The sequence below is a fragment of the Frigidibacter sp. MR17.24 genome, from assembly GCF_037095655.1.
Classification (GTDB): Bacteria; Pseudomonadota; Alphaproteobacteria; order Rhodobacterales; family Rhodobacteraceae; genus Frigidibacter.
On record NZ_JBAWKE010000016.1, the window covers coordinates 1 to 25,652 of the forward strand.

Sequence of the window (25,652 nt, forward strand, 5' to 3'; positions counted from 1 at the left end):
AACCGGATCGAGATCATGTTCGGCAGGCTGAAGGACTGGAGGCGTGTTGCGACGCGCTACGACAGATGCCCGAAGGTCTTCCTCTCGGCCATCACTCTCGCCGCAACCGTCCTCTTCTGGCTATGAGTCCTGAGCCTAGTCTCGCTGCCGGTGGCCGGCATGGCTGCGAATGCACTCGCTCATCCCCAGTCCAGTTCGTCTCCACGCCGCCCCGATGGGAGCAGGTACCGCGCTATCCAGCTCAGGGAAGCACCGCAGATGAAACAACAAGCCCCGCGGTCTCCCGCGGGGCTTTGTCTGTTTGATGAGGATGCCCGTCGATCAGGCGAGCTGGATGTCGAGTGCGAGGCCGCCGCTGCCGTCTGGTGTGAGCACGACCTGGCGGATGATCCCCTTGAGGAGCTGATTGGCTTCGATCCGGGTTCCGCTTACCCCCGCAGAGAGCAACTCGCCCAAGCGGCCGATCTGTTTGCGGTAGGCCGCAGCGAGTTCGGCAGGGGAGGGGAGTGACACTGCTTGGTCTTGTTGAGGCAGGGTTTCCAGCGTGGCGATCATCCGATCCCGCTCGACTTCCCTCTCCTTCAGCCGCTCGACCAGCGCGGCGGAACCGCCGTCCTCGAGCAGGCCGACCAGACGCGCGATCGCGGTCTCGGTGTCCTTCAGCTTGCGCTCCAGTGCCGCACGCTCACCGCCGGCCTGCACGGCGTAGTCGCTGAAGGTTCGTTGTGCTTCCTGCGCGAAGGCCGTCGCAAGCTCGGTGTCATCGAGCGGCGCGCGAAGAACGGAGAGCACTTCGGCTTCAAGCTCGGGCCGTCCGATCTTGCGATTGTTCTCGCACATCGTGGCACCCCGGCTCTTGCGGTTGAAGCAGCCGTAGCGCCGATCGACCATCGAGAACGGCCCGCCGCAGCAGCCGCAGGTGAGGAGGCCGGCGAGCAGGTACTTCGGCCGATGCGTGTCGTTCAGCTGCGCGCCGTCGCGGGCGTAGCGCTTGCGCGTCTCTTCGAGCCGGGTGTGCACGCGGTTCCAGAGTGCATCGGGGATGATCTGCAGCTCCGGCACATCGCACTCGATGAGGTGTTCGCGGTCCGCCGGTCGTGAGACCCGCTTGCCATTCTCGTCGCGGTACCACTGGTTCTGGCCATAGCGAACGATCCCGACGTAGGCGACGTTCCTCAGGATGCCGCTATCCTTCTTGGCATCGCCGCGGATGGTGCTGTCGCACCAGGTGCGGCCCGAAGGGGAGGGGATGCCCTCTGCATTCAGCGCGGCGGCGATCTTGTAGGGCGACTGGCCGGCGGCGTAGTCGCGGAAGATCCGCTGCACGATGGCCGCGGCATCCTCGGCGATCTCGCGATTGCACTCGATCTTGGATCTGTGGACCACCCGGTAGCCGAACCCAAGGCCGGCGGCGACCCGCCCGCGGCTGGTGGTGCCAACGCCGCCGCGATAGGTCTTGATGCCGATCTCGCGGCTCTGGAACTCGGCGATTGCTGCCAGGAACGGCACCAGCTTCCAGTCGAAGAGGCCGCCTGGGCTGTAGAGGCGAAGACCCATGCCTTCCAGGCGTGCGCAGACGGTCGTGACATCGCCGGCGCGGCGGCCGATCCGCTCAAGGCCTTCAACGAAGATGGCGGCGATGTCGCCCCGCGCGACCCGTTCCAGCAGGGCCATGATGCCGGGTCGGCTGCGCAGGAGGGTGCGCCCGGTCATTGCGTGATCGGAGAACTCCGCTGCGAGCTGGTAGCCGGCACGTTCGGCCGCCAGCCGGTTCAAGGCATGCTGGTCTTCGCAGGATTGGTCGTTCTGCTGGGAGTCCGAATAGCGCGCGTAGCTGATCGCCAGCGGCACGGCGGGCTTCGTGTCGGCGTCGGCGCGGAAATGTGCCGTGCGAAGAAGATTGCGGGTGGTGGCGGTCATTGGTTGGCGGCCTTCTGGGAGAGTTCGGCGACATAGGCGCGCGCCATCAGCTGCGCGAGCGGGCGCAGCAGATGCGTGGCGGTGGTGGGCTGGACGGGATTGCCGTTGGCTGCGGTGAGCGTGAGCGGGAGGGAGTTGGACATGGACGTGCCTTCGCGGGTTGCTGGCGGTGTCCAGTCCAAGTGAAACCGTCTCCCGAAGTGCAGAAACGCCGGGAGACAGATTTTTTAGAGCCGCGCAGATGTGCTGGCCTTGGGTTGACTTACGCGGCCAGCCGCGCCGATCTGCCGTAGATCAGTTGGTGCAGCCGGTCGGGGTCGTCTCTCGCGATCACCATCGCAGCGCCAGATAACGTCATCGGCTTGCCATTGATCAGCTGCCTCTCGCCCGGCATGCCGGTGAGCATGCAGCGATCGTGCGTGCTGAGCCCGAACCACTTGGCGATGCCCTCGGCGCGGGCGCGCCCGGCACCCGCGCCGCTGGCGACGAGCAGCAGGTTTGGCTCGTACTGCGTGATCAGTAGCGCGAGTATCTGCGGGCGGAGTGGCTTGTCCTCGGCGGTCAGGCTCGCGAAGCCGGTGACGGCAGCGAGCAGCGGGCTGAGCCAGCCGAGCGGGCAAACCTCGAGGTGCTTGCCGCCGCCGATGCCGACCACGCGACAGATGTCGGCGATCGTCATGCGGATGGCTTCTCCGGCTTCGACTGAGATCGGGCGGTTGCCGACAGGGAACGGCCGCAGGGCGTAAGGTGGATGGGGCGTTGCGATCCAGCTGCCGCCGAGCTGCGCAAGCCGCTCTTCGACGACATCGTCGCGGACCTTCTAGGTGGGCGCGATGACGTCGATCCGCTCGAACCCGCCGGTGACAGAGTTCGCCAGGACGGCCGGCCATTTGATCGCGAAGCGATCGTACTTTTGCATTTTGAAGATGTCCTTGGGGAGAAGGGCACGGGCGTTGCCGCCCGTGCATGCCGATCAGGCCTCGGAGGCCTGGTTGGTCTGGCCGGGCTTCGGCAGGCGGTCGGCGATCTCGCACTCGGCGGCGATCAGGTAAGCCACGCGGTTGGCGAGGCGCCGCGCCTCGCGCGCCAACTCCAGCATCCTCTGGAGCGGGCGATCCTCGGCCTCGGGCACGCCGATCCGGACGATCAGCTCGTCGAGTTCGGTGAAGACCTCCTCGTCGAGGAGCGTCTTCGCGTCGAGCTGGGCGTGCAGCCTCATTGCCGGTCCCGCGAGCGAGGTCTGCTGCCGGCCGGCGAGATCGGCGAAGGCGAGGAGGATGGTGTCCAGCGCCTCGAGACCATCCGCGTAGAGATCGCAAATGCGGCTCTGGTCGGAGGGCCGCGGCACGTTGGTGATCACCAGGTGCCGGTGCGTGTTCGCGCCGCTGAAGCTGTTCGGCAGATACTCGAAGAGCGTGCGGTCGCTGCTCATGCCCGCACCTCCGACGGCATCGCGAGGGTCGGCCTGGGCGGCGTCATCCTCAGGCGCTCGCCCTTGCGGCGGTGGACGACCTCGACCTTGCGGCCGGCGACGACGATCTCCTTCAGGCGCTCGGCCCGGCGCCAGGCGGCGATGTCACGCTCGGCGATGATCCGGGCGAGGACCGAGAGGAACCGCTCGCGGGTGCGGGCACCGAGCGTGCCGATCACCGGCGTGCCGCGCTTCGAGGGCGCGAAGCGAGGATCGTCGAGCGAGACGGTGATCCGCCGCTCGCAGGCGAAGCCGGTCGCGCGATGCAGGTTGGCGGCCTCGATCTCCGCGATGGACCAGACGCCGACGCCGTAGCGGCGGTCGTAGGGGTAGTCGTGGAAGCGGAACGCGCCGCGCGTGGTGCCGAAGGCGAGCGTGACCGTCGCGCCGTCGGCGGTCTTGTCGCGCAGCATCACGAGCGCCGGGCGGACCTTCGGCAGCGCCTCGGGATCGAGAGCATCTTCGACGGGGAAGCGGAAAGCGACAATATCGCCGGGCTTCAGCGCCGCGCGCCAGTCCGGCGCGGCATCGGCATTGGTGTCGGGGGTTGTAACTTGAGTCGAGACCGCGTCGGCGGTCGGGGTGAATGCGTCAAACATCGACGAACTCCATGAGTGTGGGAATGTGTCGACGCGCGCCTTCTCTCTCCATTTTTGGATCAGGGCTTCGGCTGCGCGTCACCAAGACCGCGCAGCTGAAACCCTGATCCTTTTGTTTCTTCGGGACGGAGGGGTTCGGGGAGGTGTCCAACGCTCCCCGGGCGCTGGTGGGGGGCCGGGGGGAGAGTGCAGAACGCCTCCCCCCGGTCCGTCGGAAGGACGCCGGAGAGGGTGTCGGGACAGGCGGCGAGCGGTCCCGACCCGGGGAGGCCGGAGGGGTGGCACGCCCTCCCGGTCCGTCGGACAGACGCCAGGGGTGCAGGGGGCGGCGAGCAATCCCTGCCCGGGGGTGAGGGGGATGGCGTTCCCCTCGGGCCCGCCGCCAGGCGGGACCAGGGTCCAGGGGCCGTGCCTCTGGCGAACGCTGCAAGTGGGCTGTCGGGAACCGACTGCGCCACTTGTTTAATGAGTACTTTCCCCGCGCAAATCTTTGATCCGCGCGTTTCCGGACCGGGCGCGACGATCCGACTTCCCTGCCGACCTCTCCACGGCCGGGACCCTCGCCATGTCTTCCTCCTCCGCCAGCGCCGCTTCCCGCTATCGCATCGTCATGCGCATGGCGGGGCTCTTTCCGCAGCTTCTCGGCCGCTACGAGAGCCATCGCCTGAGGGTCCAGAAGGAGCGCGAGCATTGCAATCCGACCCCCGAGCGGCCGAACCGCCTGCTGATCGGCGAGCCCGACTGGGCCATCGCCCTGCGGCAGCGCGTCGAGAAGATGCGCCGCCGCAACCTCGCGGCGGAGGTCAATGCCCTGCATGCCCGCCGCCGCAACACCGAGGCGCATCTTCGCGAGGCTGACGGCCCGAAGGACCCGTGGCGGACCTCGAAAGACGGGCCGCTGCGCGAGATCATCCTGACGGCGCATCATGAATGGTTCGACGCGGCGGGCGACGCGGCCGTGGAGGCTGCGATCCGGGATGCGCCCAGCCTGGATCGTCTGGACCTGCATGTCCTGCGCCGGCAAGCCATCGCGGCGCGCGAGGACGCCTTCATCACCCGGGCGACGACCTGGCTGCAGGACACCTTCGGCGCGGCCTGCGTCCACGCCCGCGTGGATCACGACGAGAGCGCCTGCCACATCCATGCCGTCGTCATGGTCACCACCGAGAAGACCTCCGTTCGGCGCGGGCGGCAGGAGATGATCCAGCCCTCCGCCCATGCCTTCATCAAGTCCTACGAGGCCGGGCAGGACAGCGTGGGCGAGGCCTTTGCCGCGCTGGGGCTCGAGCGCGGCGAGCCGCGTGCCGCCGCACGCAGGGAGATGATCGCCGAAGAGGACGCCGTGAGCGCGGCCGAAGGTCGGGCATTCGACGTGACGAAGATCCCCCCGAAGCGCGGCTATGTGAAACCGGCCAAGTGGCGGGCGGAGGAAAAGCGCGCGCTGGCCAGGATGCGGAAACTGGCCGCCGAGGAAGCTGCTGACGTGCTTGCCGCGGCCAAATCGGACCGCGTGCTCGCGGCCAAGAGCAGGGCGACCGTGGAAGCCGAGGTTGCAGCTGCGAGCGCCGAGCGGAGCGCGGCTGCCGCCGACAGGGCCAAGGCCCGATCGAGCGTCAGCGAAGCCGAGGCGGATCGCCGAGCGGCCGCCAGGGAGAGATCCGCCGCGGCGGAGAAGCTCGCATCGGCCAAGCGCACATACGGGGCCATGCGCGCCGCAGAGCAGCTGCTTGGAGACGGCGAGCGTTTTGGCTGGCAGGTCCCAGACCCAGAGGAAATGCCGAAGGACGCGCCCCAGGACGACCGCAAGGCTGTCGCGGCACTCGGGGCGTCGCCGGGGGCGCTCCGCGTCCTGACCGATGTCTGGTCGGCGATCCGGCGAAAACAGGACCAACTGGCAAAGCATCGCAAGCAGATCGCTCAGGAGCGGGCAGAGCTGGAACGCGAGCGCACCACGCTGCGCGATGCCGCGACGTCCTTCGCCGAATGGCGGCGCGAAACCGCGGAGCAGCTCCGGGAGTGGCTCAAGCCCATCTTCTGGCGGATCGGACAGGCACGCGGGGCAGAGGTCGAGAAGAAGCTCGATCGGGCGCTCAACCCGAGACGTGGGGACGAGGATCGTTCCTGACGTCATTGAGAACGCCGAGCGCTACCAGCTCCTACGCGCAGCGCCCTGTCCGCGGCAGCAGGGTGCGGATCCAGGGGGCAGAAGAAATCTGAGAAAACTGTCTTCGGCGATTTCTGCGGCCTCGCGACCGGTCTCACTTCCCCTCTGCCACAGCGAAACGCCCCGGTTGCCGGGGCCGCGACGGCCGCCGCGGTTCACTTCCGGACCGTAGCGAACCCTCGGAAGGAGGACCTCCGATGACGAAGAAAAAGATCTTCGTTCCCAAACCCAACGATGCCCTGATGGCCCAGCTTCAGGGTGTCGTCAGCAGGGCTCAGCAAGGTGCCGAGCGTGACGCCGGCAACTGGGCCAAGGCCCGTGCCGCCTATGGTCAGCTTGTGTGCCAGATCTTGGACGAATTGAGCCAGGACACCCGCAGCGAGCTCTGCGGGGCGCTGGCAACGGCGGCGACCGCGAGCCAGCGGCGCCTGCTCAGCCTCCACACCTCTTGGGTCGAGCCGGTGGTGGCTTCGGCCGATGCGCAAGGCGCTTCGCCAGGCGTCAATAGCGTCGCGACGAAGGGTGAGACGCAATGATGTCGACGGCGGCAAAGATCGTCAGCGACATGCTGGCGGAAAGGGCAGGTGCCCGAGCCCGCAGGGAAGCACACCTTCGCGGCGCGCTGCTGGAGGCCGCGGCCTTGGACCTGTTGATGAAGACGCGCGCCGCGCTCAAGGAGGTTGCCCGGTTTGGCCATCGCCGCACGCGTCAGCGAGGGACTGGGGGGCGGTAGGTCCCCAAAAGCCTATTTGCTCGAAAGGGCCGCGCATCGCGCGGCCCTTTTCTATTCCCAAAAGCTTGGGTAGCTGCCTCGACCGCCGGGTCTGCTTCGCGCAGGAAGCGGTCCGATGGCAGCGCGGCAAAGCACCCGCAGCATACCCGGGAAAGCGGACGTCCGTGCGCGGAACAGCATTTATCGCCCCACCGGGCGCGAGAGCGGACCTCTCGGCGCAGACAGCGGACGCCGTCCTTGGCGCGGGCGCCAGCACATCTATCGACGCTAGCGGCCCATAGCGGACGGTCGACTGCCGCGATCGCTGCACGCGCAAATTCCTGTTAGTGGACGTTGGACCCGCCGCGCAGCATGATCGCCGCAGCATCGGGCGATGGGTGAGGCATAGCGCGCTTTGCGCCTGAATTGGCGCACCTCGTTTCCAGGAGTTGAGTGGCCGACCGGCTACAGAAGACAACTTGCAGCAAGAACTGCCTTCTTGGCGGTTGACGTGATCCACTGATTCAGCTGCGTTCGGCTCGTGACAAGCTAAGGGTTTTCTATGTCTTTCTACCGATCGTTAAGGCTCGGCCTAAGCTTTGCCTTTGCCGCTCACGCCGCTCTCGCCCTTACGCCCGATGAGCTCAAGAAGCAGATCGATAGCCGCACCTCCGGCTTATCGGGCTATCTGGAGCTGCTGGACGATCCGGACCCCAGCCGTTCGCAGGCGGCGATCGAATTGATGTTGGCTTCCGGCGATGTTGAGCTCGAAAAGATGGCGATGCGCTTCGCGTTGGGGAGTCCGGAGGCGGCGGTGCGGTGGATCGCGATCCGGCACCATTTTGCGGCAATGCGCCCCTCGGTTATTGAAATGGACGCGTCGAACCTTCCGGATGAACAGATGAGGCTCCTCATCTTGCTGATGCAGCAGCTGCGTGGAAGCGTGGCGCCGGACAAGAAAGTTTCGCTCAGCCTGCAGCCTGGTCCATATAACGAGAAAATGGGCTGTTACGTTCAGATCGACAAGGACGAACGTTGCGCCTTTCGCATAAACGAAGAAGCGATAAGTATTTATCTCGAGTCAAACAGCATGCCGGGTCGGTGGGTAAGCCTCCGCGCAGACGAGACCGGTACGTTAGTCGGAGGCGCCAATCTGGAATACAGTAACAACTCCGCTGGCATTTTGCCTATGAGCATCCGTATCCTGCCCTAGTCGAGTTGAATCCGATCAACGCGCACGGGATCATTCCCGCGCGCGCCGATCAGGGTGATCACCAGTTCCGACCCGGCCTTTGGCTGGAACGCGCCGGTGTCGAAGGCACCATCGGGCGGAAAAAGGAAACTTCGCCAGAATTCGGGCTTTGCGCCCTCGCGCGCGGCGAAAGAGATCAGCACTCGCTCGGGCTGAGTGAACCCGTCCGTGGCCCGGCTTTCGATCCGTATCCGCGCTATCCGCTTTTTTCCCTCCGCTAGATTGCGCAAGAGGATCGTGGCGTCCTGCCCAGCTGGATAGGCAAAGAAACCGGAGCCGTCCTGCATCGCCTCGATCACATGCGTGCCGTCAATTGCGGGTGGAATGGCGGAAATTACTTCGTAGCGCAGTCCGGCACCTGCAACTTCTGCCGGTTCTGGCGCGGAGGGTGCGAGCGCGGAGCGCTCCATCCAGCGGCGCAGGTTCATCACGATCTCTGCCATCTGAATGAATTGGATGGAGCCTCCTTTCGCCGTCGTGAAGGCCATACCCACAGGTACTTCGCCAAGAAGCGCGAACCCGCCCGACATGCCCTGACGCCCGAATAGGGCCGGATCCTCGAAAGCCGCATCGAAGACCAAATAATCGGAACTGGTCACTGACAGCGCCAGATTGTCGACACCCCCAGGCCCCACGAGCGGCAGGGTAACTTTTGCGCCCGACAGCGCCCGACGTGCGCCCGCATCCAGATCGTCCAGCGTCGCCGTGCAGTCACCAGGCTCAAGCCGCCGAACCTGACCGACATCGAGGTCGAAGCCTGCCCAGAAGGGACGGGCCATCGTCGCCACACCCTCGCGCCCACTCTGCGCCAGAACTTGCAGTCGCCGCATCCCGTCCGTCACATGGGCCGCAGTCAGTAGGAAGCAGAACCCCTCATCGGAAAACAGGAAACCCTGACCCTGTTCAGCTCCACTTACTTGAACCGATTGTGCAAGACCGGCTTGCCCGCCGAGCAACAACAGATTTAAGCTCGTAACGGAAAGAATTCCTATCGAGATGTGTTTGATGCTCACTAGGCTGCTCGTTTTTTCAGCGACGTTCTTTGCTATTTGCGGTGAGGCTAGCGCAGAAGCTCCGCGCCTTACAACCGCCCCCTTCACCGAGAAGGTCTTTGAGAGGTCCGAGATTTCTGGTACGCTCGTCGTCGGAATTTCGCAGGTTGCGGGCAACCTGTCCGAAGATCTGAGGATCAGCGCCGAAATTCCCGCTGGATGGTCCAATCTGTGCCTGAGCGTTAGGACGGTCGACGGACTTTATGAATCGCGTAACCACTACGAGCTGCCCGCAGATTGGGCGGGGGGCAATGTAATCTTCGACTATCCCACCGCCCATACGCAACTCTTGTTGACCACGGATGCAGACAGGATCGGAACGCTTGTTTCCGCAGGTAGCTGTGACCGGCAGGGTAGCGATATCGCCCTGTCCGGATGGCGTGTGTCCGAGCGGATGGAGGGAGTGGTACGGATCTTCGTTAACTCGTTTCAAGCCGACGAAGTAATTGCATACGCGGGCGATGCGCCTGAGGTCACCTGCCTGCCTTTGACAGAAGGTAGCCGGACCGCCTTCGACATGGTCTGTGATCTGGAACTGCCCGCCGGACTCGAAAGCCCGATCGAAGTGGAATTGATTCGCGTCCGTTCGGGCAAGACCGAGGATGCCTCGCTCGTTTCGCTCTCATGGTAGGCGGCGCATGCTAGGCGGATCTAGACACCGCGTTGTTAACCTCTGGCGGGCGCTCCGACAGGAGCTGGGATCGGGGCGACCGGTGAAGCTAGTCTTGCTGCTGACTATTGCGGCGTTTATTGCGCTTGCGCTCTTGCTAGACCTGAGGCTACCAGTCGCACGCACCGCAGTGGTTATGGCCGATACGACCTCAATAAAGGTGACTTTCAACAAGTCGCAGGAATGGTGGATCGAACAGGGGATGGTGCTCTGCCGTCCGAACCCGGACCGGCGCGCATCGGCGCGTCGAGATGACGCAAGCTGCGCTCAGTTCTTGCCCAGTGAGGGCTTCTACCACCTCAGTATCGGTGCAGGAGACAGTGTCGAGATCCGGCTCGAGCCAAGGGAAAAGGATGCTCGGCTCCTGATCCGCTTCCTGCCCTGCGTAGAAAAAAATTGCAGCGTACTTGAAGCAATGCCAGGACAGATCAGCCCGCGTGAGGTGCCGAACGGGTTCGTAGTGATTTCAGAGACGGCACTACGTGCCGCGGGACCGCTATCGATGTCGGGCCGGATCACTCTCGGTCGAGAGCTGTCGGTGGGAGGGCGGCCCGATTTTTTGCTTGGGGGTAGCTATGAGATCCGTGAGCAGAACCCGCTAACACGGGCCTTCGGTCGCCGGTCTGTTGTCGTGGAGCAGGGCGAATTGATCCCGGGAGCAGCGGTGGAACTCTTCTCCCGTGGCCAGCCTTCAGAACGCAGTACCGGACATTTTTTTCTGGCAGAGGCAAATGGGTATCCGTCTCTGAGAGCGATTGCGCTGTCCGGGGCGGGCGGCGGAGCACTGCGTATGTCGGTTGAAGGGGCTGAGCCCTTCACCATTGACCCAGACTGGATCGACAGCGTGATTGCCAATCCTGTCTTTATATGCCTCGCATTGTTGCTGGGGCTGCTGCTCAACGCGGCGCAACTCATCGCCCCCTTGATGAAGATAAGAGTGCGTGGATAGGGGAGCGATGCGGCTGCGGGCAGGTGTAATGACCCACTGAAAATCTGCTCATGCTACAAGGAGATATGTAGCCATGAGTGTGAGTATGGACGAGGGAATCAAGCGGTGGACGGCGAAGCGCAAATCGGCGCTGGTCGTCGAGATCATCCAAGGCAAGACCACGGTCGCGGAGGCCAGCAGGGCCTACGACCTGTCGCCGTCTGAGATCGAGGGTTGGGTCGATGACGCAAAGCGGGGGATGGAGAACGCGCTGCGTGCCAACCCTCTCGACATCCGCGAGCAATACAAGAGGCAGCTGAAGGACCTTCAGGAGGCCTACGGCGAGGCCATGCTGGAGCTGCGCGCTCGAAAAAAGCTTCAGGCCTTGCTGGATGCGCAGGACGACAGATGATCCTGGGTGTCCAGCAGGGCCTTCTCGATGACGGATTTTCAGTGCCGCTGACCAAGCTCTGTGCCTGGTTCGGCGTTCCTCGACGCACGGTCTATTACCGGCCCACGAAGGGCGCGCCGAAAATTGCGGTCCGCTTCGCCGAACCGATCAAGGCGATGATCGAGGCCAACCCGTCCTTCGGCTACCGCACCGTGGCCTGGCTCTTGGGCTTCAACAAGAACACTGTTCAGCGAATTTTCCAGCTCAAGGGCTGGCAGGTCCGCAAACGGGCGCTTGGCATGCGGCCGAGGATCGAGGCCGTGCCCTCGGTCGCCACCGCGCCCAACGAGCGCTGGTCGACGGACATGTGCCGGGTCTGGGCTGGGCGTGACGGCTGGACCACCCTGGCACTGGTCATCGACTGCCACACCAGGGAGCTCCTGGGCTGGCACCTGTCCCGTTCGGGCAAGGCCAAAACGGCCGCCAGCGCGCTGGAGCACGCCTTGATCACCAGGTTCGGCACTCTTGGACGAGTGCCGAAGGAATTCCTTCTGCGGTCCGACAACGGGCTGGTATTTACCAGCCGCAAGTTCACGGCCCTCGTGCGCAGCTATGGACTGAAGCAGGAGTTCATCACCCCGCATTGCCCGCAGCAGAATGGCATGGTTGAGCGCGTGATCCGGACGCTGAAAGAGCAATGCGTCCATCGTCAGCGCTTCGACAGCATCCAGCACGCAGCTCGAGCCATCAGCGACTGGATCGGCTTCTACAACCATCGGCGACCACATCAGGCGCTGAAGATGAAAACGCCAGCACAGGCATTCGCCTTGGCGGCTTAGGCTCAGGACTCATAGCCAGAAGAGGACGGTTGCGGCGAGAGCGATGGCCGAGAGGAAGACCTTCGGGCATCTGTCGTAGCGCGTCGCAACACGCCTCCAGTCCTTCAGCCTGCCGAACATGATCTCGATCCGGTTGCGGCGCTTGTAGCGTCGCCGATCGTATTGGACTGGAGTCTTTCGACCCTTCCGTCCCGGGATGCACACCCGCAAGCCCTTGTCTTGCAGGCCTTCTCTGAACCAGTCGGCATCATAGCCGCGATCGCCAAGCAGCCATTTCGCAGGTGGCAGGTCGCGCAGCATGGCCCGTGCGCCGGTGTACGGGGCCATGTGCGCCGCAGAGAAGCTGATTGGAGACGGCGAGCGTTTTGGCTGGCAGGTGCCGGACCCAGAGGAAATGCCGAAAGACGCGCCCCAGGACGACCGCAAGGCTGTCGCGGCACTCGGGGCGTCGCGGGGGGCGCTCCGCGTCCTGACCAACGTCTGGTCGGCGATCCGGCGAAAGCAGGACCAACTGGCGAAGCATCGCAAACAGATCGCTTAGGAGCGAGCGGAGCTGGAACGTGAGCGCAACACGCTGCGCGAGGCCGCGACGGCCTTCGCCGAGTGGCGGCGCGACACTGCGGAGGAGCTCAGGGAGTGGCTCAAGCCCATCTTCTCGCGCATTGGACAGGCACGCGGGGCAGAGGTCGAAAAGAAGCTTGATCGGGCGCTCAACCCGAGACGTGGGGACGAGGATCGTTCCTGACGTCATCGAGAACGCCGAGCACTACCAGCTCTTTTGCGCAGCGCCCTGCGCTACGCGGTGTTCCGGTGCACGTCTCGTCAGCCTCGCGAGGACGAGATGGTCCATGGAGGTGAGGCGCGGCTGTGGACGTGGGCAGATGGTGGGCCGGGCTGATTGCGTTAGGAAGGCGGACATTGACGCGTGGAACCGGCCATTGCCGTCTTGCGAGCCATACTTTCTCTGGGTCTGGGTCTGGGTCTGGGTCTGGGTCTGGGTCTGGGTCTGCACGGTGGGATTGTACAGACTTCGGTTTTCTCCTGCTCCCGCAACCATAAACTCTACAAGTTGATCAGCCTCCTCTCGCAGGAGGCTTTTTGCTTTCCCAGTTCACGCTCACCCACCACCGCCAGTTCGAGGATATCGATCAGCGAGCCCTGCAGGTCGATGCGCGGCAGCCGGCGTTTGCCGGGACCCGGGATGGGCGTGACCGTGATCCGGTCGATCAGTCCGCGCAGCAGCTCCTTCGCTTCACCCTCGTGCTCGGGTTCCGACAGTGCCGCGACCAGCGCAGTGACCCGCTGATGGTAGGTCTTGGCAATGCCGGGGTGGAGCAGGGTAGGGGTGTTCTTCTTCCGCTTCGCGATCTCGGCCAGCTCGGCCTCGAGCAGGGTCTTCCGCGCCTCGAGCTGCTCCAGTCGGGCATTCAGCGGACCCGCCGTCATGCCGTTGAGGAGAGCCGTCACCAGCTTGTCCTGGTCGCGCTTGATCTTGTTCAGTTCGCGCTGCTTGCCAGCGCCATCGTCGACGCAGGTCGACGCGAGACGATTGCGTTCCGCGATGTATTCCTCGACGAAGGCGCGCGTGAGGTCAGGATCGATCAGCTGGTTGGACAGCGCGTTCGGGATGCGGCCATCCATGTCCTGCCGTGTCACGGTGACCGTGTTGTCGCAATAGGATTTGCCCTTGTTGCGGGCGCTGCTGCAGCCGAAGCGATCCGTGCCGACCGTCGAGAAGCCGCCGCCGCAGTTGCCGCACTTCATGAGGCCTGTGGGCAGGAAGCGCGGTTTGCGACGTTCCCAGGCTTCGACCATGGTGTGCTTGATCTTCCGGCCGTCCTGGCGGTCCTTCACCTGCTGCCAGAGTGCCTCCGAAATGATCCGCAGCTCCGGGACCTCTCTGATCACCCATTCCGACCCGGGGATGTGTCTTGCCGGCCGACGGCCGGTCCGGGGATCGGTCTCGAATGTCTGGCGGTTCCAGATCAGCCGGCCGATGTAGAGTTCGGTGCTGGGGACCCTGGTGCCCCGCTTCGGAGTGCTGCGGATCGCGGAGGCGCCGGGCCCCGACCGACAGACGCAACCTTCGCGGTTCGCATGGCGGCCGAGGCGAAGACCGGGGGCAGTCCGGGTCCCCTCGACCGCCCTGCGTGTCAGTGGTTGTTCCTCGGCAGGCTCGCGCGGGCGATGTCGTGATAGGCATCGGCACCGTCGAGGACCATCCCGCTGTCGAGCTGGCCGGCGAGGGAGCGGAAGATCCCCTGCCAGGGCGTCTGGCTCGGCGGCACCGGGTAGCCGCCCTCGGCCTGCAACGCCGCGCGGCGCGTGGCCAGTTCGTCCGCAGGCAGCAACACGTCGACACGGGCCTTGCGCAGGTCGATCCGCAGCCGGTCGCCGTTGCGCAGCAGCGCAAGGCCTCCGCCCGCCGCCGCCTCGGGGGAGGCGTTCAGGATCGAGGGCGAGCCCGAGGTGCCCGACTGGCGGCCGTCGCCGATGCAGGGCAGGGCGGCGATGCCGCGCTTGAGCAGATGGGCGGGGGGGCGCATGTTCACCACCTCGGCCGCGCCGGGATAGCCCAGGGGACCGGCGCCGCGCATGACCAGCACCGCATCCTCGTCGATCCCCAGCGCGGGATCGTCGATGACGGCATGGAAATGCTCGGGCCCGTCGAAGACGAAGACCGTGCCCTCGAACGCCTCGGGATCGTCGGGGTTCGACAGGTAGCGGGCGCGGAAATCCTCGGAGATCACGCTGGTCTTCATGATCGCGCTGTCGAAGAGATTGCCCGAAAGGTTCATGAACCCGGCCTCGGCCTTCAGCGGCCGGGCCACGGGCAGGATTACCTCTGGCGACAGGCTGCGGATCGCGCCCGCGCCCAGGGGGGCACCGGCGACGGTGGGCGCGTCGGGATGGGGCAGCAGGTCCGCCGCGATCAGCTCGCCCAGCACCGCGGGCACCCCGCCCGCACGGTGGAAATCCTCGCCCAGATAGGTGCCCGCGGGCTGCAGGTTCACCAGCAGCGGCACCCGGTGGCCGAGCCGCTGCCAGTCGTCATTGCCAAGCGGCACCCCGGCGTGGCGGGCGACCGCGTTCAGGTGGATCGGCGCGTTGGTCGATCCGCCGAAGGCCGAACAGGCGACGACCGCATTCTCGAAGGCCGCGCGGGTCAGGATGTCGGAGGGGCGCAGATCCTCCCACACCATCTCGACGATCCGGCGGCCGGTGGCATGGCCCATCTGGCCGCGCTCGCGGTAGGGGGCGGGGATCGCGGCGGACCCGGGCAGCTGCATCCCCAGCACCTCGGCCAGCGAATTCATCGTCGAGGCGGTGCCCATCGTGTTGCAATAGCCGACCGAGGGGGCGGAGGAGGCGACGAGCTCATAGAAGCCCTCTTCGTCGATCTCGCCGCGCGCCAGCAGCTCGCGCGCCTTCCAGACCACGGTGCCCGACCCGGCCCGTTCCCCCCGGTGCCAGCCGTTCAGCATCGGCCCGACCGAATAGGCGATGGCGGGGATGTTGACGGTCGCCGCCGCCATCAGAAGCGCGGGCGTCGTCTTGTCGCAGCCGATCGTCAGCACCACCCCGTCGATCGGGTAGCCGTGCAGCGCCTCGACGAGGCCCAGGTAGGCGAGGTTGCGGTCGAGGCTGGCGGTGGGGCGCTTGCCGGTCTCCTGGATCGGGTGGACCGGGATCTCCATCGGGATGCCGCCCGCGGCGGTGATGCCGTCGCGCACGCGCTTGGCAAGTTCGACATGGTGGCGGTTGCAGGGCGACAGGTCGCTGCCGGTCTGCGCGATGCCGATGATCGGGCGGCCCCCCTGAAGCTCCGCCCGCGTCAGCCCGTAGTTCAGGTAGCGCTCGAGGTAGAGCGCCGTCATCTCGGGATCATCGGGGTTGTTGAACCACAGACGCGAGCGAAGCTGGTCGGGGGTGATCCGGGGGCGTTGGGTCATGTCGGGTCCCTGTTCATGGGCGGTGGTGGGACGAGGGAGGGCGAGGCCGTCGCCCCGCCCCCCGTATCAGTACATCGCGATGCCGGGGAAGAGGATCATCACCGCAAGGCCGAGGATCTGCAGCGCGATGAAGGGCAGCAGCGCCTTGAAGATGTCGCCGAGCGAGATCTCGGGCGGGGCGACCGACTTCAGGTAGAAGGCGGCCGGGCCGAAGGGCGGCGACAGGAAGCTGACCTGCATGTTCATACAGAACAGCACCCCGAACCAAACCGGGTCGAGCCCCAGCGACTTCACGATCGGCACGAAGATCGGCATCGTCAGCAGCGCGATCCCCACCCAGTCGAGGAAGGCCCCCAGCACGAAGAGGATCGCCATCATCAGCAGGATGATCACGGTCGGGTTGTCCGACACGCCGGTGATCAGGCCCGAGACGAAGCTGATGCCGCCCATCAGGTTGTAGACGCCGACGATCGCGGTGGCGCCGATGCCGATCCAGACGATCATCCCCACGGTCGAGAGCGTCTGCATCGCGCTGTCGCGCAGGAAGGCCCAGGTGAATTCGCCCCGCAGCAGCGCCGACAGCGCGACGCCGCCCACACCCACGGCCGAGGCCTCGGTCACCGAGGCGATGCCGCCGTAGATCGACCCCAGCACGAAGACCACCACCATGATCGGCAGGAACAGGCCCTTCAGCAGGCGCAGCTTCTCGGCCGTGGGGATCTTCTCGTTCGTGGGTGGGGGGGCGGTGCCGGGCACGAAATAGGACATGACCAGCACGTAGACGACGTAGAAGCCCGCCAGCATCGCGCCGGGGATGAAGGCCGCCGAGAAGAGCGATCCGATCGAGACGTTGGCGGTCAGCCCGTACATGATCAGCACGATCGAGGGCGGGATCATCGCGCCCAGCGAGCCGCCGGCGCAGACCACGCCGATGGCGAGGTTCTTGTTGTAGCCCAGCCGCAGCATCTGCGGCAGCGCAAGCAGGCCCAGAAGCACGATCTCGCCGCCGATGATGCCCGACATCGCGGCCAGGATGACCGAGACGAAGATCGTCTGCACCGCGACGCCGCCGCGGATGCGCCCGCCGATCAGCTTCATCGCGTCGAAGAGGTCGCGCGCCACGCCGGACCGGTCGAGCATCGCCGCCATCAGCACGAACATCGGCACCGAGACGAAGATGAAGTTGTTGACGAAGGTGTAGATGCGGCTGGTGATGATGCCGACGGCCATGGGGCCGAAGCCTAGAAGCGCGAAGATCAGCGCCACCAGCAGCGTGACGAAGGCCAGCGGCATGCCGCTGAGCAACAGCGCCACCATGGTGCCGAACATCAGCAGCGTCGAGGGGCCGATGCCCAGCGCGGCGAGATCGATGATCGCGTTCATGCCTCACCCCCGGTCCGCGCGGCCCCGGTCTGTGCGACGGGCCGGCGCAGGTGGTTCCAGGCGAAGACGGCGAACTGCAGGGTCATGACGATGAGCACCACGAAGAGGAAGATCTTGGTCCAGGCCGGGATCGCCGGGTTCCAGGCGCTGCCCGAGCGTTCGAAGCGGACCTCGCCGCTGGGCGCCCAGACCGATTTCGCCACCATCATCCAGGCCGCCCAGGCGAAGAAGGCCGAGGCCAGCGCCGAGGAGGCGGCGATGAAGATGTCGAGCCCGCGGCGCGCGGCCGGCGGCAGCATCTCGTAGATCAGCACGACACGGATGTGCGTGTCGCGCGCGGCGACGTAGAGCCCGCCGTAAAGGAACGCCAGCGCGCAGAGGAAGGTCGAGGTCTCGTGCGCCCAGATCGTCGGGCGGTTGAGCACGTAGCGCAGGAAGACCTCCATCAGCAGCATGACCGCGGCGACGACGATGCCGGCGGCGAAGATGAAGCCGAAACGCTCGATCACCCGGCCAAGCGCGCCCGCGGCGCGCGGCACGCCCAGCGGGCTTTCGACCGGCAGGACCGAATGGTCCTCGGCGGGGGGAATATGTGGATCTGACATGGGGTCTCCTCCGCGGGGCAGGCGCGCGGCCCGCCGGAAACGGCGGCCCCGGTGCACGCCTGCGCCGGGGCCGCCATCGCGTCACTTCGCCATCAGGCCCTTGTCGGTCAGATAGGCGACCAGCGTGTCGTAGACCTTCTGCGACATCTCCGACTTGGTCGCGACCTTTTCCCATTCGCCGCGGGCGATGCCACGGAACTTGGCGCGTTCCTCGTCCGACCAGTTGTGCACGGTGATCTTGCCGCCGGCCTTCGCCGCCTCGACCGCCTTCAGGTCGCGCTCGTGCAGCGTGTCGATCTGGGTCTGCTGGAAGATCTTCTCGGCTTCCTTGATCTTCTCCTGCAGGTCGGGCGACAGCGCGTCCCACTTCGCCTTGTTCATCGACACCTCGATGAGCGGCAGCGAGTGGAAGCCCGGATAGACCGGGTTCGTCGCGATGTCGTTCATCCCGGTGTCCTGGTTGACCGAGAAGACCGAGTAGTCGGCGGCGTCGATCACGCCCTTGTCGAGCGAGGTGTAGACCTCGGACGAGGGCAGGTTGACCGGGTTCGCGCCGGCGGCGGCGAAGACGTTGGCGATCAGCCCCTCGGGCGAGCGGATCTTGACGCCCTTCAGGTCGTCGACCTTGTCGAGCGGCACCTTCGACACGAACGCCTCGAGCCCCGGGGTCGAGACGCCGATGAATTCGAGCCCGTAGGGGTTGATCAGCTCGTTCATCAGCTCCTTGCCGCCGCCGTTCTCGACGAAGTCGATCATCTGCGCGGGATCGGCCCAGGCGCCGACCGGGTTCGCGATCAGGCCGAAGGCCGGGTCACGGCCGGCGAAATACGAGGTGTCGGTGATGTGGCCATCAAGAAGCCCGGCCTGGATCGCGTCGGGCGTCTCCTTGTAGTCGACGATGGTGCCCACCGGCATCAGCTCGATCGTGACCTCGCCGTTCGTCAGCTCTTTCACCTTGTCGACGAAGACGTGCTGCAGTTCGAAGTTGGGGTTGCCCGCCGGGTCCGAGGACTGGAAGCGGAAATGCTGCTCTGCCAGCGCGGCCGAGCCGGCACCGAGGGTGGCGATCAGCGCCACGGCGGTCGTCGTCAGGTAATTCATCAGGTCTCCTCCCTTACTGAATACGTCGTTGGTCGGCGGCCCGCCCCCTCAGGGGGACGGGAAGGCGATCTGTACCTTCATCGCGCGCGCCTTGTCCGAGGCGAGGGTGAAGGCGTCGGTGGCCTCTGCCACGGGCAGGACCCGGGTCAGCAGCGGCGATACGTCGATGCGGCCTGCCGCGATGGCGCGCGCGGCGGTGGCGAATTCCGCGTCGAAGCGGAAGCTGCCCTGCAGGCGGATCTCGCGCGCGACGAGCGCGGCGACGGGCAGCGTCACCTCGGGGCCGAGGCCCACGGCGACCAGGAGGCCCTGCGGACGCAGCACCGTCAGCGCGGCCAGCACAGCGGGCGGCGCGCCCGAGCATTCGAAGGCCACGTCGATCCGGCCCTTGGCTTCGCCGTAGGGCGCAAGCGCGTCCGGCGCGGCGGCGAGGTCGAGCACCGTGTCGGCCCCGACCGCGCGGGCGCCGGCCAGCGCCGGTGCGGCGATGTCGGTGGCGATGATCTCCTCGGCGCCGGCGGCGCGGGCGGCAAGGATCGTCAGGCAGCCGATCGGGCCGCAGCCCGACACCAGCACCCGCTTGCCCACAAGGCTTCCGGCACCCGCCACGGCATGCAGGCAGACCGCGAGCGGTTCCGACATCGCGGCCAGCGCCAGGTCGGTGCCCGCGGGCAGGCGCACCGCCTGGGCCGCAGGCAGGGTGACGGCGGCGCGGAACAGGCCCTGTTCGTGCGGAAACCGCATCGCCGAGCCGTTGAAGCGCATGTCGAGGCAGTGTTGCGCCAGACCCTTGCGGCAGTATTCGCACTGCCCGCAGGGCCGCGAGGGGTTCACCGCGACCAGGTCGCCCTCGGCCAGGCCAGTGACCCCGGCGCCCAGCGCGGTGATCGTGCCCGAGACTTCATGGCCAAGCGCCATGGGCTCGCGCACACGCACGGTGCCGAAGCCGCCGTGGTGGTAGTAATGCAGGTCGGACCCGCAGATGCCGCCATGGCTGACGGCGATCTGCACCTCGCCCGGCCCGGGGGCGGGCGCGGCCTCGATCTCGTCAAGGCGCAGATCGTGCGGGGCGTGAAGGACGACGGCCTTCATCACAGCACCGAAATCATGCCGCCATCGGCATAGATGATCTGGCCCGACACGTAGTTCGACGCGTCCGAGGCGAGGTAGATCGCGGTGCCGGCCAGTTCCTCGGGCAGGCCCCAGCGGCGCATCGGCGTGCGGCCCTTGACCCAGCCATCGAACTCGGGGTTCGACAGCAGCGCCTCGTTCATGTCGGTGACCATGTAGCCCGGGCCGATGGCATTGGCCTGGATGCCCTTTTCGCCCCATTCTGCGGCCATGGCCTTGGTCAGCATCTTGATGCCGCCCTTGGCGACCGTGTAGGGCGCGACCGTCGCGCGGGCGAGTTCCGAGGTCAGCGAGCCGATGTTGATGATCTTGCCGCGCCCGCGCGCCGCCATCCGCTTCGCCGCCTCACGGCCGATGACGAAGGACGCGGTCAGGTTGATGTCGATCACCCGCTGCCAGTCGGCGGTGTCGAGTTCGAGCATCGGCTTGCGGAACTGGATCCCCGCGTTGTTCATCAGGATGTCGACCTCGATCCCCGCGGCGTCGAGTTTCTCGAAGGCGGCGATGATCGCGGCCTCGTCGGCCACGTCGAAGGCCGAGGTCAGCACGTCATGGCCGGCGGCACGCATCTCTTGCGCAGCTTCTTCCAGCCGGGCGGTGTTTACGCCGTTGAGGATCACGCGGGCGCCGGCGGCGGCCATGCCCTCGGCGAAGGCGCGGCCCAGACCGCGGGACGAGCCGGTGATCAGCGCGGTGCGCCCGGTCAGATCGAAGAGTTTCAGCGACATCACGCGGCCTCGGACAGACGGGTGGACAGGTCGGAGCGTTCGAAGAACTGCGGCACCAGTTCGGTTCCCAGACCGGGGCCCTCCATCGGATAGACATAGCCGCCCTCGATGCGCGGCACTTCGGTGACCAGTTCGCGGTACCAGCCCTTGTAGAAGGCGCGCACCGACTCCTGGATCAGGGTGTTGGGCTGGCTGATCGACATATGGATCGCGGCGGCGAAGCCCACCGGGCCGATGCAGTCATGCGGCGCGAACGGCCGGTGATAGGTGTCGGCCATCGCGGCGATCTTGCGCCCCTCGGTCAGCCCGCCGGTCCAGCACAGGTCGGCCATCACCACATGCGTGGCGTCGCGGTCGAGGTATTCCTTGTAGGCGAAGCGCGAGCCCAGCGTTTCGGACGCGCAGGTCCAGGTCGTGGTCGAGCGCGCGAATTCCGCCAGCGCCTGCGGCGAGTTCATTCGGATCGCATCCTCGTACCAGCGCGGCTGATAGGGTTCGAGAGCGCGGGCGATGTCCATGGCGACCGGCAGGTTCCACAGGCTGTGCATCTCGACCATGATTTCCATCTTGTCGCCGACGGCCTTGCGGATCAGCTCGAAGGGCTTGATCGCGGTCTTCATCTGCTCGGCGGTGATGAACATGCCCTTGTTCTCGATCGCGGCCGGATCGAAGGGCCAGATCTTCATCGCGGTGATGCCGTTCGACAGCAGGTCCTCGGCCAGCTCGCCCGCGCGGGTCATGAAGGCGTCGAGATCCTCGTAGGGCGAGGGGGCGTCCGCGCCCTTGCCGCCGAGGTTCCAGGTATCGACCGGCTTGATCTTGTTGGTGCGCACGTAACGGGTGCCGGCGCAGGTGTTGTAGATCCGCATCCGGTCCCAGCTCTGCCCGCCCAGCATCATGTGCACCGGCTGGCCGGCGACCTTGCCGAAGATGTCCCACAGCGCGATGTCCACGGCCGAGGCGGCGCGGTATTCGACCCCGGTCGAGGCCTGCGCGTTCGGCAGCGACACCATCTCCTTGTGCAGAAGCTCGATGTTCAGCGGGTTCTGGCCCAGCAGGCGCACGGCGAGGGTGTTGTGGATATGCGCCTCGCAGGCCTCGGCGCCGTAGAAGGTCTCGCCCAGACCGGTGATGCCCGCGTCGGTCTCGACATGGACCCACAGCACGTTGGCGAATTCCTCGACCCGATAGGTCCTGATCGCGGTGATCTTCATCCGTCCTCCTCCGCGGCGGCGCACCGGCCGCCCGCCCTGCCGCGGTGATGCCGCGGTCCTGCCCCTGCGCCCCGAAGGACCACGCCTCCCTGCGCTGTCCTCTTCACCTAGGCCGGGGGTCGAAATCAGTCAACCCGAATCTACAATTCAAACACACCAAAGACAGAAACCTGTCTTACAATAATGACCCGGCCGTCGCGCGGGGATCGATGGCGCGGGCCTGTTCGACGGCGTCTCCCGTGGCCTGCATCAGTTCGATCTCCAACCCGTCGGGCATGCGCAGCCAGTTGCGCCCGGCGGGCAGCGTCACGCCGCCATGCGCCAGCGCCCCCTCGATCGCGGCGTCGAGATCGGCGACCATCAGGCCCAGGTGCAGGCAGCGCCCCTCGGGCCCGGCGAACCCGTCGCGGCGCACCAGCTGCAGCCCGCCGTCGAGCCAGACCGAACTCGGCGCGTCCTCGGGCCCGGCGATGCGGTTGATGCCCATGCCCAGCACCTCGCCGAAGAAGGCGATGTGCGGCGCATAGTCGGCGACGATCAGCGCCATGTGTTCCAGATAGCCTCGGGTCTTCATTCTGATCCTCACCATTCGGCCACCGACCCGTCGGCATGCCGCCACAGCGGATTGCGCCAGCGGTGGCCCTGTTCCGCCGCGCGGATGACCGCCGCCTCGTCGATCTCGATCCCCAGGCCGGGGCCGGCCGGGATCTCGACCGCGCCATCCGCGTAGCGGAACACCGACGGGTCGACGAGATAGTCCAAGAGGTCGCTGCCGGTGTTGTAGTGGATGCCCAGGCTCTGTTCCTGGATGAAGGCGTTGTGCGACACCGCATCCACCTGCAGGCAGGCCGCCAGCGCGATCGGGCCCAGCGGGCAGTGGAAGGCCACGGCGATGTCGTAGGCCTCGGCCATGGCGGCGATCTTGCGGCATTCGGTGATGCCGCCGGCATGGCTGAGGTCGGGCTGGATGATGTCGACGCAGCGCGTCTCGAACACCCGCTTGAAGTCCCAGCGCGAATAGAGCCGTTCGCCCAGCGCGATCGGGGTCGCGCTGCCGCGGGTGATCTCGGGCAGCGCCTCGAGGTTCTCGGACAGCACCGGTTCCTCGATGAACATCAGCCGGAACGGCTCCAGCTCGCGGATCAGCACCTTGGCCATCGGCTTGTGCACCCGGCCGTGAAAATCGACGGCGATGCCGACATGGGGGCCGACGGCGTCGCGCACCGTGCCTATCGTCTCGAGGATGCGGTCGACCTTGTCGTGCCCGTCGACGATCTGCAGCTCTTCGGCACCGTTGAGCTTGAGCGCGGTGAAACCGCGCGCCACGGCGTCGCGCGCGCCCTGCGCCACCTCGTCGGGGCGGTCGCCGCCGATCCAGGAATAGACCCGGATGCTGTCCCGACAGGCGCCGCCCAGCATCTGGTGGACGGGCAGGCCCGCCGCGCGGCCCTTGATGTCCCACAGCGCCTGGTCGATGCCGGCCAGCGCGCTCATCAGCACCGGTCCGCCGCGGTAGAAGCCGCCGCGATAGAGCGCCTGCCAGTGATCCTCGATGCGCAGGGGATCCTTGCCGATCAGGTGGTCGGCCATCTCCTGCACCGCCGCCTCGACCGTCAGGGCCTTGCCCTCGACCACCGGCTCGCCCCAGCCCGAGATCCCGGCATCGGTCTCGATCTTCAGGAACAGCCAGCGCGGCGGCACCAGATAGGTCTTGAGCGCGGTGATCTTCATCTGGTCAGGCGTCCCGGGTCCGAAAGGGCGATGGCTTGGGACCATGATTAGTAGTATTATTCGAGTCGGTAAATAGGATTAAATCGCTCCGCAACGCTCTTCTCGGCGCGGCGGCTTTCGGATAGGGATCGCGCATGTCCGCATCTCCCGCGTCACCACCCGCCCGTCCTGCCGCCGGTTCGAAGGGCGCGGGCCAGCTTGTCGCGCGCGAGCGCGATCTGCCGGCGGGGCGGGTGATGCGCGAGGTGCTGCTGCAGTTCGTGGACGCGATCGTCTCGGGCCAGTTCGTCCCGGACACGCCGCTGCCCGGCGAGGCCGAACTGATGCGCCAGTTCGGCGCAAGCCGCACCACTCTGCGCGAGACGATGCAGCGGCTGACCGCGCTGGGCATGCTGCGCGCCCGGCCACGGTCGGGCACCATGGTGCTGCCGCGCGCCCGCTGGAACATGCTGGACCCGGTGGTTCTGGATGCCGCGCTGCGCCAGGAGCCCGACATCGAGTTCTTCACCGCGCTGCTCGACATCCGCGCGCTGATCGAGCCCGCGGCGGCCGCCGCGGCGGCGCAGGCCGGCAACCTGCCGGCCTTGATGGCGATCGGCGAGGCGCTCGACCGGATGGCGGCCGCCTCGGGCCGGGATGCCGAGGCCTGGAGCCTTGCCGATCTCGATTTTCACAGCGCGATCATCGAGAGCAGCGGCAACTGGGTCTATGCCCAGCTGATCTCGGCGGTGCGCGCGGCGCTGCTGGCGATCTTCCGGCTGACGAACCGCGGCAGCCAGTCGCATGAAGAGGCGATCGCGATGCATCGCGCCGTGCTCGAGGCGATCCGCCTGCGCGACCCCGCGGCGGCCCATGCCGCGATGCTGGCGGTGGTGGCGCGGGGCAGGGTCGATCTTGAACGGGCGCTGCGCGCGGCGGCGGCGGGACCGGCGCCCGGCATCTGAGCGCGGCGTCGAAGGCGTCGAAGGCACTGAAGGCGCTGACAAGGCGCCGATCCTCGGATATACCGCCCAGAAGCCGTGCTTTGTAGGGCGCCATGAGCGATATTGTCAGACAGGATGAAGAGGGGCCGCGCATCGGCCTTGTCGAACGCACGATGGAGGGTCTGCGCAGGCTGATCCGCCAGCGCGGGCTGCGGCCGTCCGACGCGATGCCGTCCGAGACGGTGATCGCCGAGATGCTGTCGGTCTCGCGCCCCGTCGCGCGCGAAGCCCTGCGCGGCCTCGCGACGCTCGGCATCCTCGAGGTCGGCAACGGGCGCAAGGCGCGGGTGGCGATGCCGGACGCGCGGGCGCTGAGCCTGATCCTCGATCACACGACCTGGACCGGGCAGCTGACCATCCAGCAGGTGCTCGACGTGCGCCGGACGCTCGAGATGCGGACGACCGCGCTGGCCGCGATGCGCCGCAGCGACGCGATCGCGGCCGAGCTGCTCGAGATCGTGGCGCAGATGTTCTCTGGACTCGACGGGCCGCCGGAGGCGCTGATGGAGCTTGACATCCGGTTCCACGAGCTGATCGCGAAGGCCTCGGGCAACCTGCTCTACGAGATCCTGATCCAGAGCTTCGGCGTCACCACGCGCCAGACCTGGTCGATCGGCTGGCGGTCGCGCGGCACCCGCGAGAACCGGCTCGAGAACATGCGCTGCCACGAGCGCATCGCGACGGCGATCCTCGCGCAGGACGCGGCGCGGGCCGAGGCCGCGATCTCGGAACATTTCGACAGTGCGGTGACCGTGCTGCTGCGGGCCGGCGTCACCTGATCATCCGCCGGTGTCCGGATCGGGCCACCCGCACACCGCGCCGCGC

At 66.5% G+C, this 25,652-nt stretch carries 27 protein-coding genes and 1 pseudogene; 11 read left to right on the forward strand and 17 right to left on the reverse strand.

All coding sequences use genetic code 11. The features are described from left to right. The coding region (locus tag V8J39_RS22715; protein ID WP_336463303.1) for a transposase at positions 1–126 on the forward strand (126 nt) is incomplete at its 5' end. Between the two features lie 195 nt (positions 127–321). Here the strand turns inward: V8J39_RS22715 and V8J39_RS22720 are convergent. The 5 genes from V8J39_RS22720 to V8J39_RS22740 form a co-directional block, all read right to left on the reverse strand. Further along, the gene (locus V8J39_RS22720) at positions 322–1,920 is read right to left on the reverse strand and encodes a recombinase family protein (RefSeq protein ID WP_336463266.1); all 1,599 of its coding nucleotides are present in this window, start codon (positions 1,918–1,920) and stop codon (positions 322–324) included. Next, positions 1,917–2,063, reverse strand: a complete 147-nt coding sequence (locus tag V8J39_RS22725) for a hypothetical protein (RefSeq protein WP_336463267.1) — start codon at positions 2,061–2,063, stop codon at positions 1,917–1,919. Before V8J39_RS22725 ends, V8J39_RS22720 begins: the two co-directional genes overlap by 4 nt. Before the next feature lie 119 nt (positions 2,064–2,182). After that, positions 2,183–2,599, reverse strand: coding sequence for a hypothetical protein (locus V8J39_RS22730; RefSeq protein WP_336463268.1), 417 nt, complete (start codon positions 2,597–2,599; stop codon positions 2,183–2,185). Positions 2,600–2,893: 294 nt separating this feature from the next. Then, on the reverse strand, positions 2,894–3,352 hold the full coding sequence (locus tag V8J39_RS22735) for a hypothetical protein (protein WP_336463269.1): 459 nt from the start codon (positions 3,350–3,352) through the stop codon (positions 2,894–2,896). Continuing rightward, the gene (locus V8J39_RS22740) at positions 3,349–3,990 is read right to left on the reverse strand and encodes a hypothetical protein (protein ID WP_336463270.1); all 642 of its coding nucleotides are present in this window, start codon (positions 3,988–3,990) and stop codon (positions 3,349–3,351) included. The genes V8J39_RS22735 and V8J39_RS22740 overlap by 4 nt, the downstream gene beginning before the upstream one ends. A 565-nt stretch (positions 3,991–4,555) precedes the next feature. Here V8J39_RS22740 and V8J39_RS22745 point away from each other — a divergent pair. The 3 genes from V8J39_RS22745 to V8J39_RS22755 all read left to right on the forward strand — a co-directional run bounded on the left by V8J39_RS22745 (position 4,556) and on the right by V8J39_RS22755 (position 8,079). After that, the gene (locus V8J39_RS22745) at positions 4,556–6,115 is read left to right on the forward strand and encodes a hypothetical protein (RefSeq protein WP_336463271.1); all 1,560 of its coding nucleotides are present in this window, start codon (positions 4,556–4,558) and stop codon (positions 6,113–6,115) included. 236 nt (positions 6,116–6,351) lie between these two features. Further along, positions 6,352–6,690: a hypothetical protein gene (locus V8J39_RS22750; protein ID WP_336463272.1), complete on the forward strand. Its 339-nt coding sequence runs from the start codon at positions 6,352–6,354 to the stop codon at positions 6,688–6,690. 738 nt (positions 6,691–7,428) lie between these two features. Continuing rightward, positions 7,429–8,079, forward strand: a complete 651-nt coding sequence (locus V8J39_RS22755) for a hypothetical protein (protein WP_336463273.1) — start codon at positions 7,429–7,431, stop codon at positions 8,077–8,079. Here V8J39_RS22755 and V8J39_RS22760 read toward each other — a convergent pair. Next, the gene (locus V8J39_RS22760) at positions 8,076–9,131 is read right to left on the reverse strand and encodes a hypothetical protein (protein ID WP_336463274.1); all 1,056 of its coding nucleotides are present in this window, start codon (positions 9,129–9,131) and stop codon (positions 8,076–8,078) included. The two genes, V8J39_RS22755 and V8J39_RS22760, sit on opposite strands and share 4 nt — an antisense overlap. Here V8J39_RS22760 and V8J39_RS22765 point away from each other — a divergent pair. The 4 genes from V8J39_RS22765 (at position 9,124) to V8J39_RS22780 (ending at position 11,998) form a co-directional block, all read left to right on the forward strand. After that, entirely contained in the window at positions 9,124–9,801 is a 678-nt protein-coding gene (locus tag V8J39_RS22765) for a hypothetical protein (protein ID WP_336463275.1), read from the forward strand. The genes V8J39_RS22760 and V8J39_RS22765 overlap by 8 nt on opposite strands. Positions 9,802–9,895: 94 nt before the next feature. Continuing rightward, on the forward strand, positions 9,896–10,789 hold the full coding sequence (locus tag V8J39_RS22770; protein WP_336463276.1) for a hypothetical protein: 894 nt from the start codon (positions 9,896–9,898) through the stop codon (positions 10,787–10,789). Between the two features lie 85 nt (positions 10,790–10,874). Continuing rightward, positions 10,875–11,180, forward strand: a complete 306-nt coding sequence (locus V8J39_RS22775) for a transposase (protein ID WP_442902628.1) — start codon at positions 10,875–10,877, stop codon at positions 11,178–11,180. Further along, complete coding sequence (locus V8J39_RS22780) at positions 11,177–11,998, forward strand: IS3 family transposase (protein ID WP_336463278.1); 822 nt, start codon at positions 11,177–11,179, stop codon at positions 11,996–11,998. The genes V8J39_RS22775 and V8J39_RS22780 overlap by 4 nt, the downstream gene beginning before the upstream one ends. A gap of 9 nt (positions 11,999–12,007) precedes the next feature. Here the strand turns inward: V8J39_RS22780 and V8J39_RS22785 are convergent. Next, positions 12,008–12,349, reverse strand: a pseudogene (locus V8J39_RS22785) (transposase); the annotation flags it as partial. On the opposite strand from V8J39_RS22785, the gene V8J39_RS22790 reads away from it, so the two are divergent. Then, positions 12,297–12,539, forward strand: coding sequence for a hypothetical protein (locus tag V8J39_RS22790; RefSeq protein ID WP_336463306.1), 243 nt, complete (start codon positions 12,297–12,299; stop codon positions 12,537–12,539). The pseudogene V8J39_RS22785 and the gene V8J39_RS22790 overlap by 53 nt on opposite strands. Before the next feature lie 521 nt (positions 12,540–13,060). On the opposite strand, the gene V8J39_RS22795 is transcribed toward V8J39_RS22790, so the two are convergent. The 10 genes from V8J39_RS22795 to dgoD all read right to left on the reverse strand — a co-directional run bounded on the left by V8J39_RS22795 (position 13,061) and on the right by dgoD (position 23,844). Beyond that, complete coding sequence (locus V8J39_RS22795) at positions 13,061–14,266, reverse strand: recombinase zinc beta ribbon domain-containing protein (protein WP_336463304.1); 1,206 nt, start codon at positions 14,264–14,266, stop codon at positions 13,061–13,063. Continuing rightward, positions 14,152–15,951, reverse strand: coding sequence for an IlvD/Edd family dehydratase (locus V8J39_RS22800; RefSeq protein WP_336463279.1), 1,800 nt, complete (start codon positions 15,949–15,951; stop codon positions 14,152–14,154). The genes V8J39_RS22795 and V8J39_RS22800 overlap by 115 nt, the downstream gene beginning before the upstream one ends. 66 nt (positions 15,952–16,017) lie before the next feature. Then, positions 16,018–17,334, reverse strand: a complete 1,317-nt coding sequence (locus tag V8J39_RS22805; RefSeq protein ID WP_336463280.1) for a TRAP transporter large permease — start codon at positions 17,332–17,334, stop codon at positions 16,018–16,020. Further along, on the reverse strand, positions 17,331–17,939 hold the full coding sequence (locus V8J39_RS22810) for a TRAP transporter small permease subunit (protein ID WP_336463281.1): 609 nt from the start codon (positions 17,937–17,939) through the stop codon (positions 17,331–17,333). The genes V8J39_RS22805 and V8J39_RS22810 overlap by 4 nt, the downstream gene beginning before the upstream one ends. Positions 17,940–18,020: 81 nt before the next feature. Further along, the gene (locus V8J39_RS22815) at positions 18,021–19,040 is read right to left on the reverse strand and encodes a TRAP transporter substrate-binding protein (RefSeq protein WP_336463282.1); all 1,020 of its coding nucleotides are present in this window, start codon (positions 19,038–19,040) and stop codon (positions 18,021–18,023) included. Positions 19,041–19,088: 48 nt separating this feature from the next. After that, the gene (locus V8J39_RS22820) at positions 19,089–20,132 is read right to left on the reverse strand and encodes an L-idonate 5-dehydrogenase (protein ID WP_336463283.1); all 1,044 of its coding nucleotides are present in this window, start codon (positions 20,130–20,132) and stop codon (positions 19,089–19,091) included. After that, positions 20,132–20,899, reverse strand: a complete 768-nt coding sequence (locus tag V8J39_RS22825; RefSeq protein ID WP_336463284.1) for an SDR family oxidoreductase — start codon at positions 20,897–20,899, stop codon at positions 20,132–20,134. The genes V8J39_RS22820 and V8J39_RS22825 overlap by 1 nt, the downstream gene beginning before the upstream one ends. Then, a complete protein-coding gene (locus tag V8J39_RS22830) occupies positions 20,899–22,113 on the reverse strand; it encodes a mandelate racemase/muconate lactonizing enzyme family protein (RefSeq protein WP_336463285.1) in 1,215 nt (404 codons plus the stop codon). The genes V8J39_RS22825 and V8J39_RS22830 overlap by 1 nt, the downstream gene beginning before the upstream one ends. A gap of 175 nt (positions 22,114–22,288) precedes the next feature. Further along, the gene (locus tag V8J39_RS22835; RefSeq protein ID WP_336463286.1) at positions 22,289–22,687 is read right to left on the reverse strand and encodes a VOC family protein; all 399 of its coding nucleotides are present in this window, start codon (positions 22,685–22,687) and stop codon (positions 22,289–22,291) included. Positions 22,688–22,695: 8 nt separating this feature from the next. Next, positions 22,696–23,844, reverse strand: a complete 1,149-nt coding sequence (gene dgoD, locus V8J39_RS22840; RefSeq protein WP_336463287.1) for a galactonate dehydratase — start codon at positions 23,842–23,844, stop codon at positions 22,696–22,698. A gap of 134 nt (positions 23,845–23,978) precedes the next feature. Between dgoD and V8J39_RS22845 the strand changes: the two genes are divergently transcribed. Both V8J39_RS22845 and V8J39_RS22850 read left to right on the forward strand, forming a co-directional pair. Beyond that, complete coding sequence (locus V8J39_RS22845; RefSeq protein WP_336463288.1) at positions 23,979–24,788, forward strand: FadR/GntR family transcriptional regulator; 810 nt, start codon at positions 23,979–23,981, stop codon at positions 24,786–24,788. A gap of 92 nt (positions 24,789–24,880) precedes the next feature. After that, positions 24,881–25,606 (forward strand): FadR/GntR family transcriptional regulator, encoded by a 726-nt coding sequence (locus V8J39_RS22850; protein ID WP_336463289.1) that lies wholly within the window; start codon positions 24,881–24,883, stop codon positions 25,604–25,606. Positions 25,607–25,652: the final 46 nt, after the last annotated feature.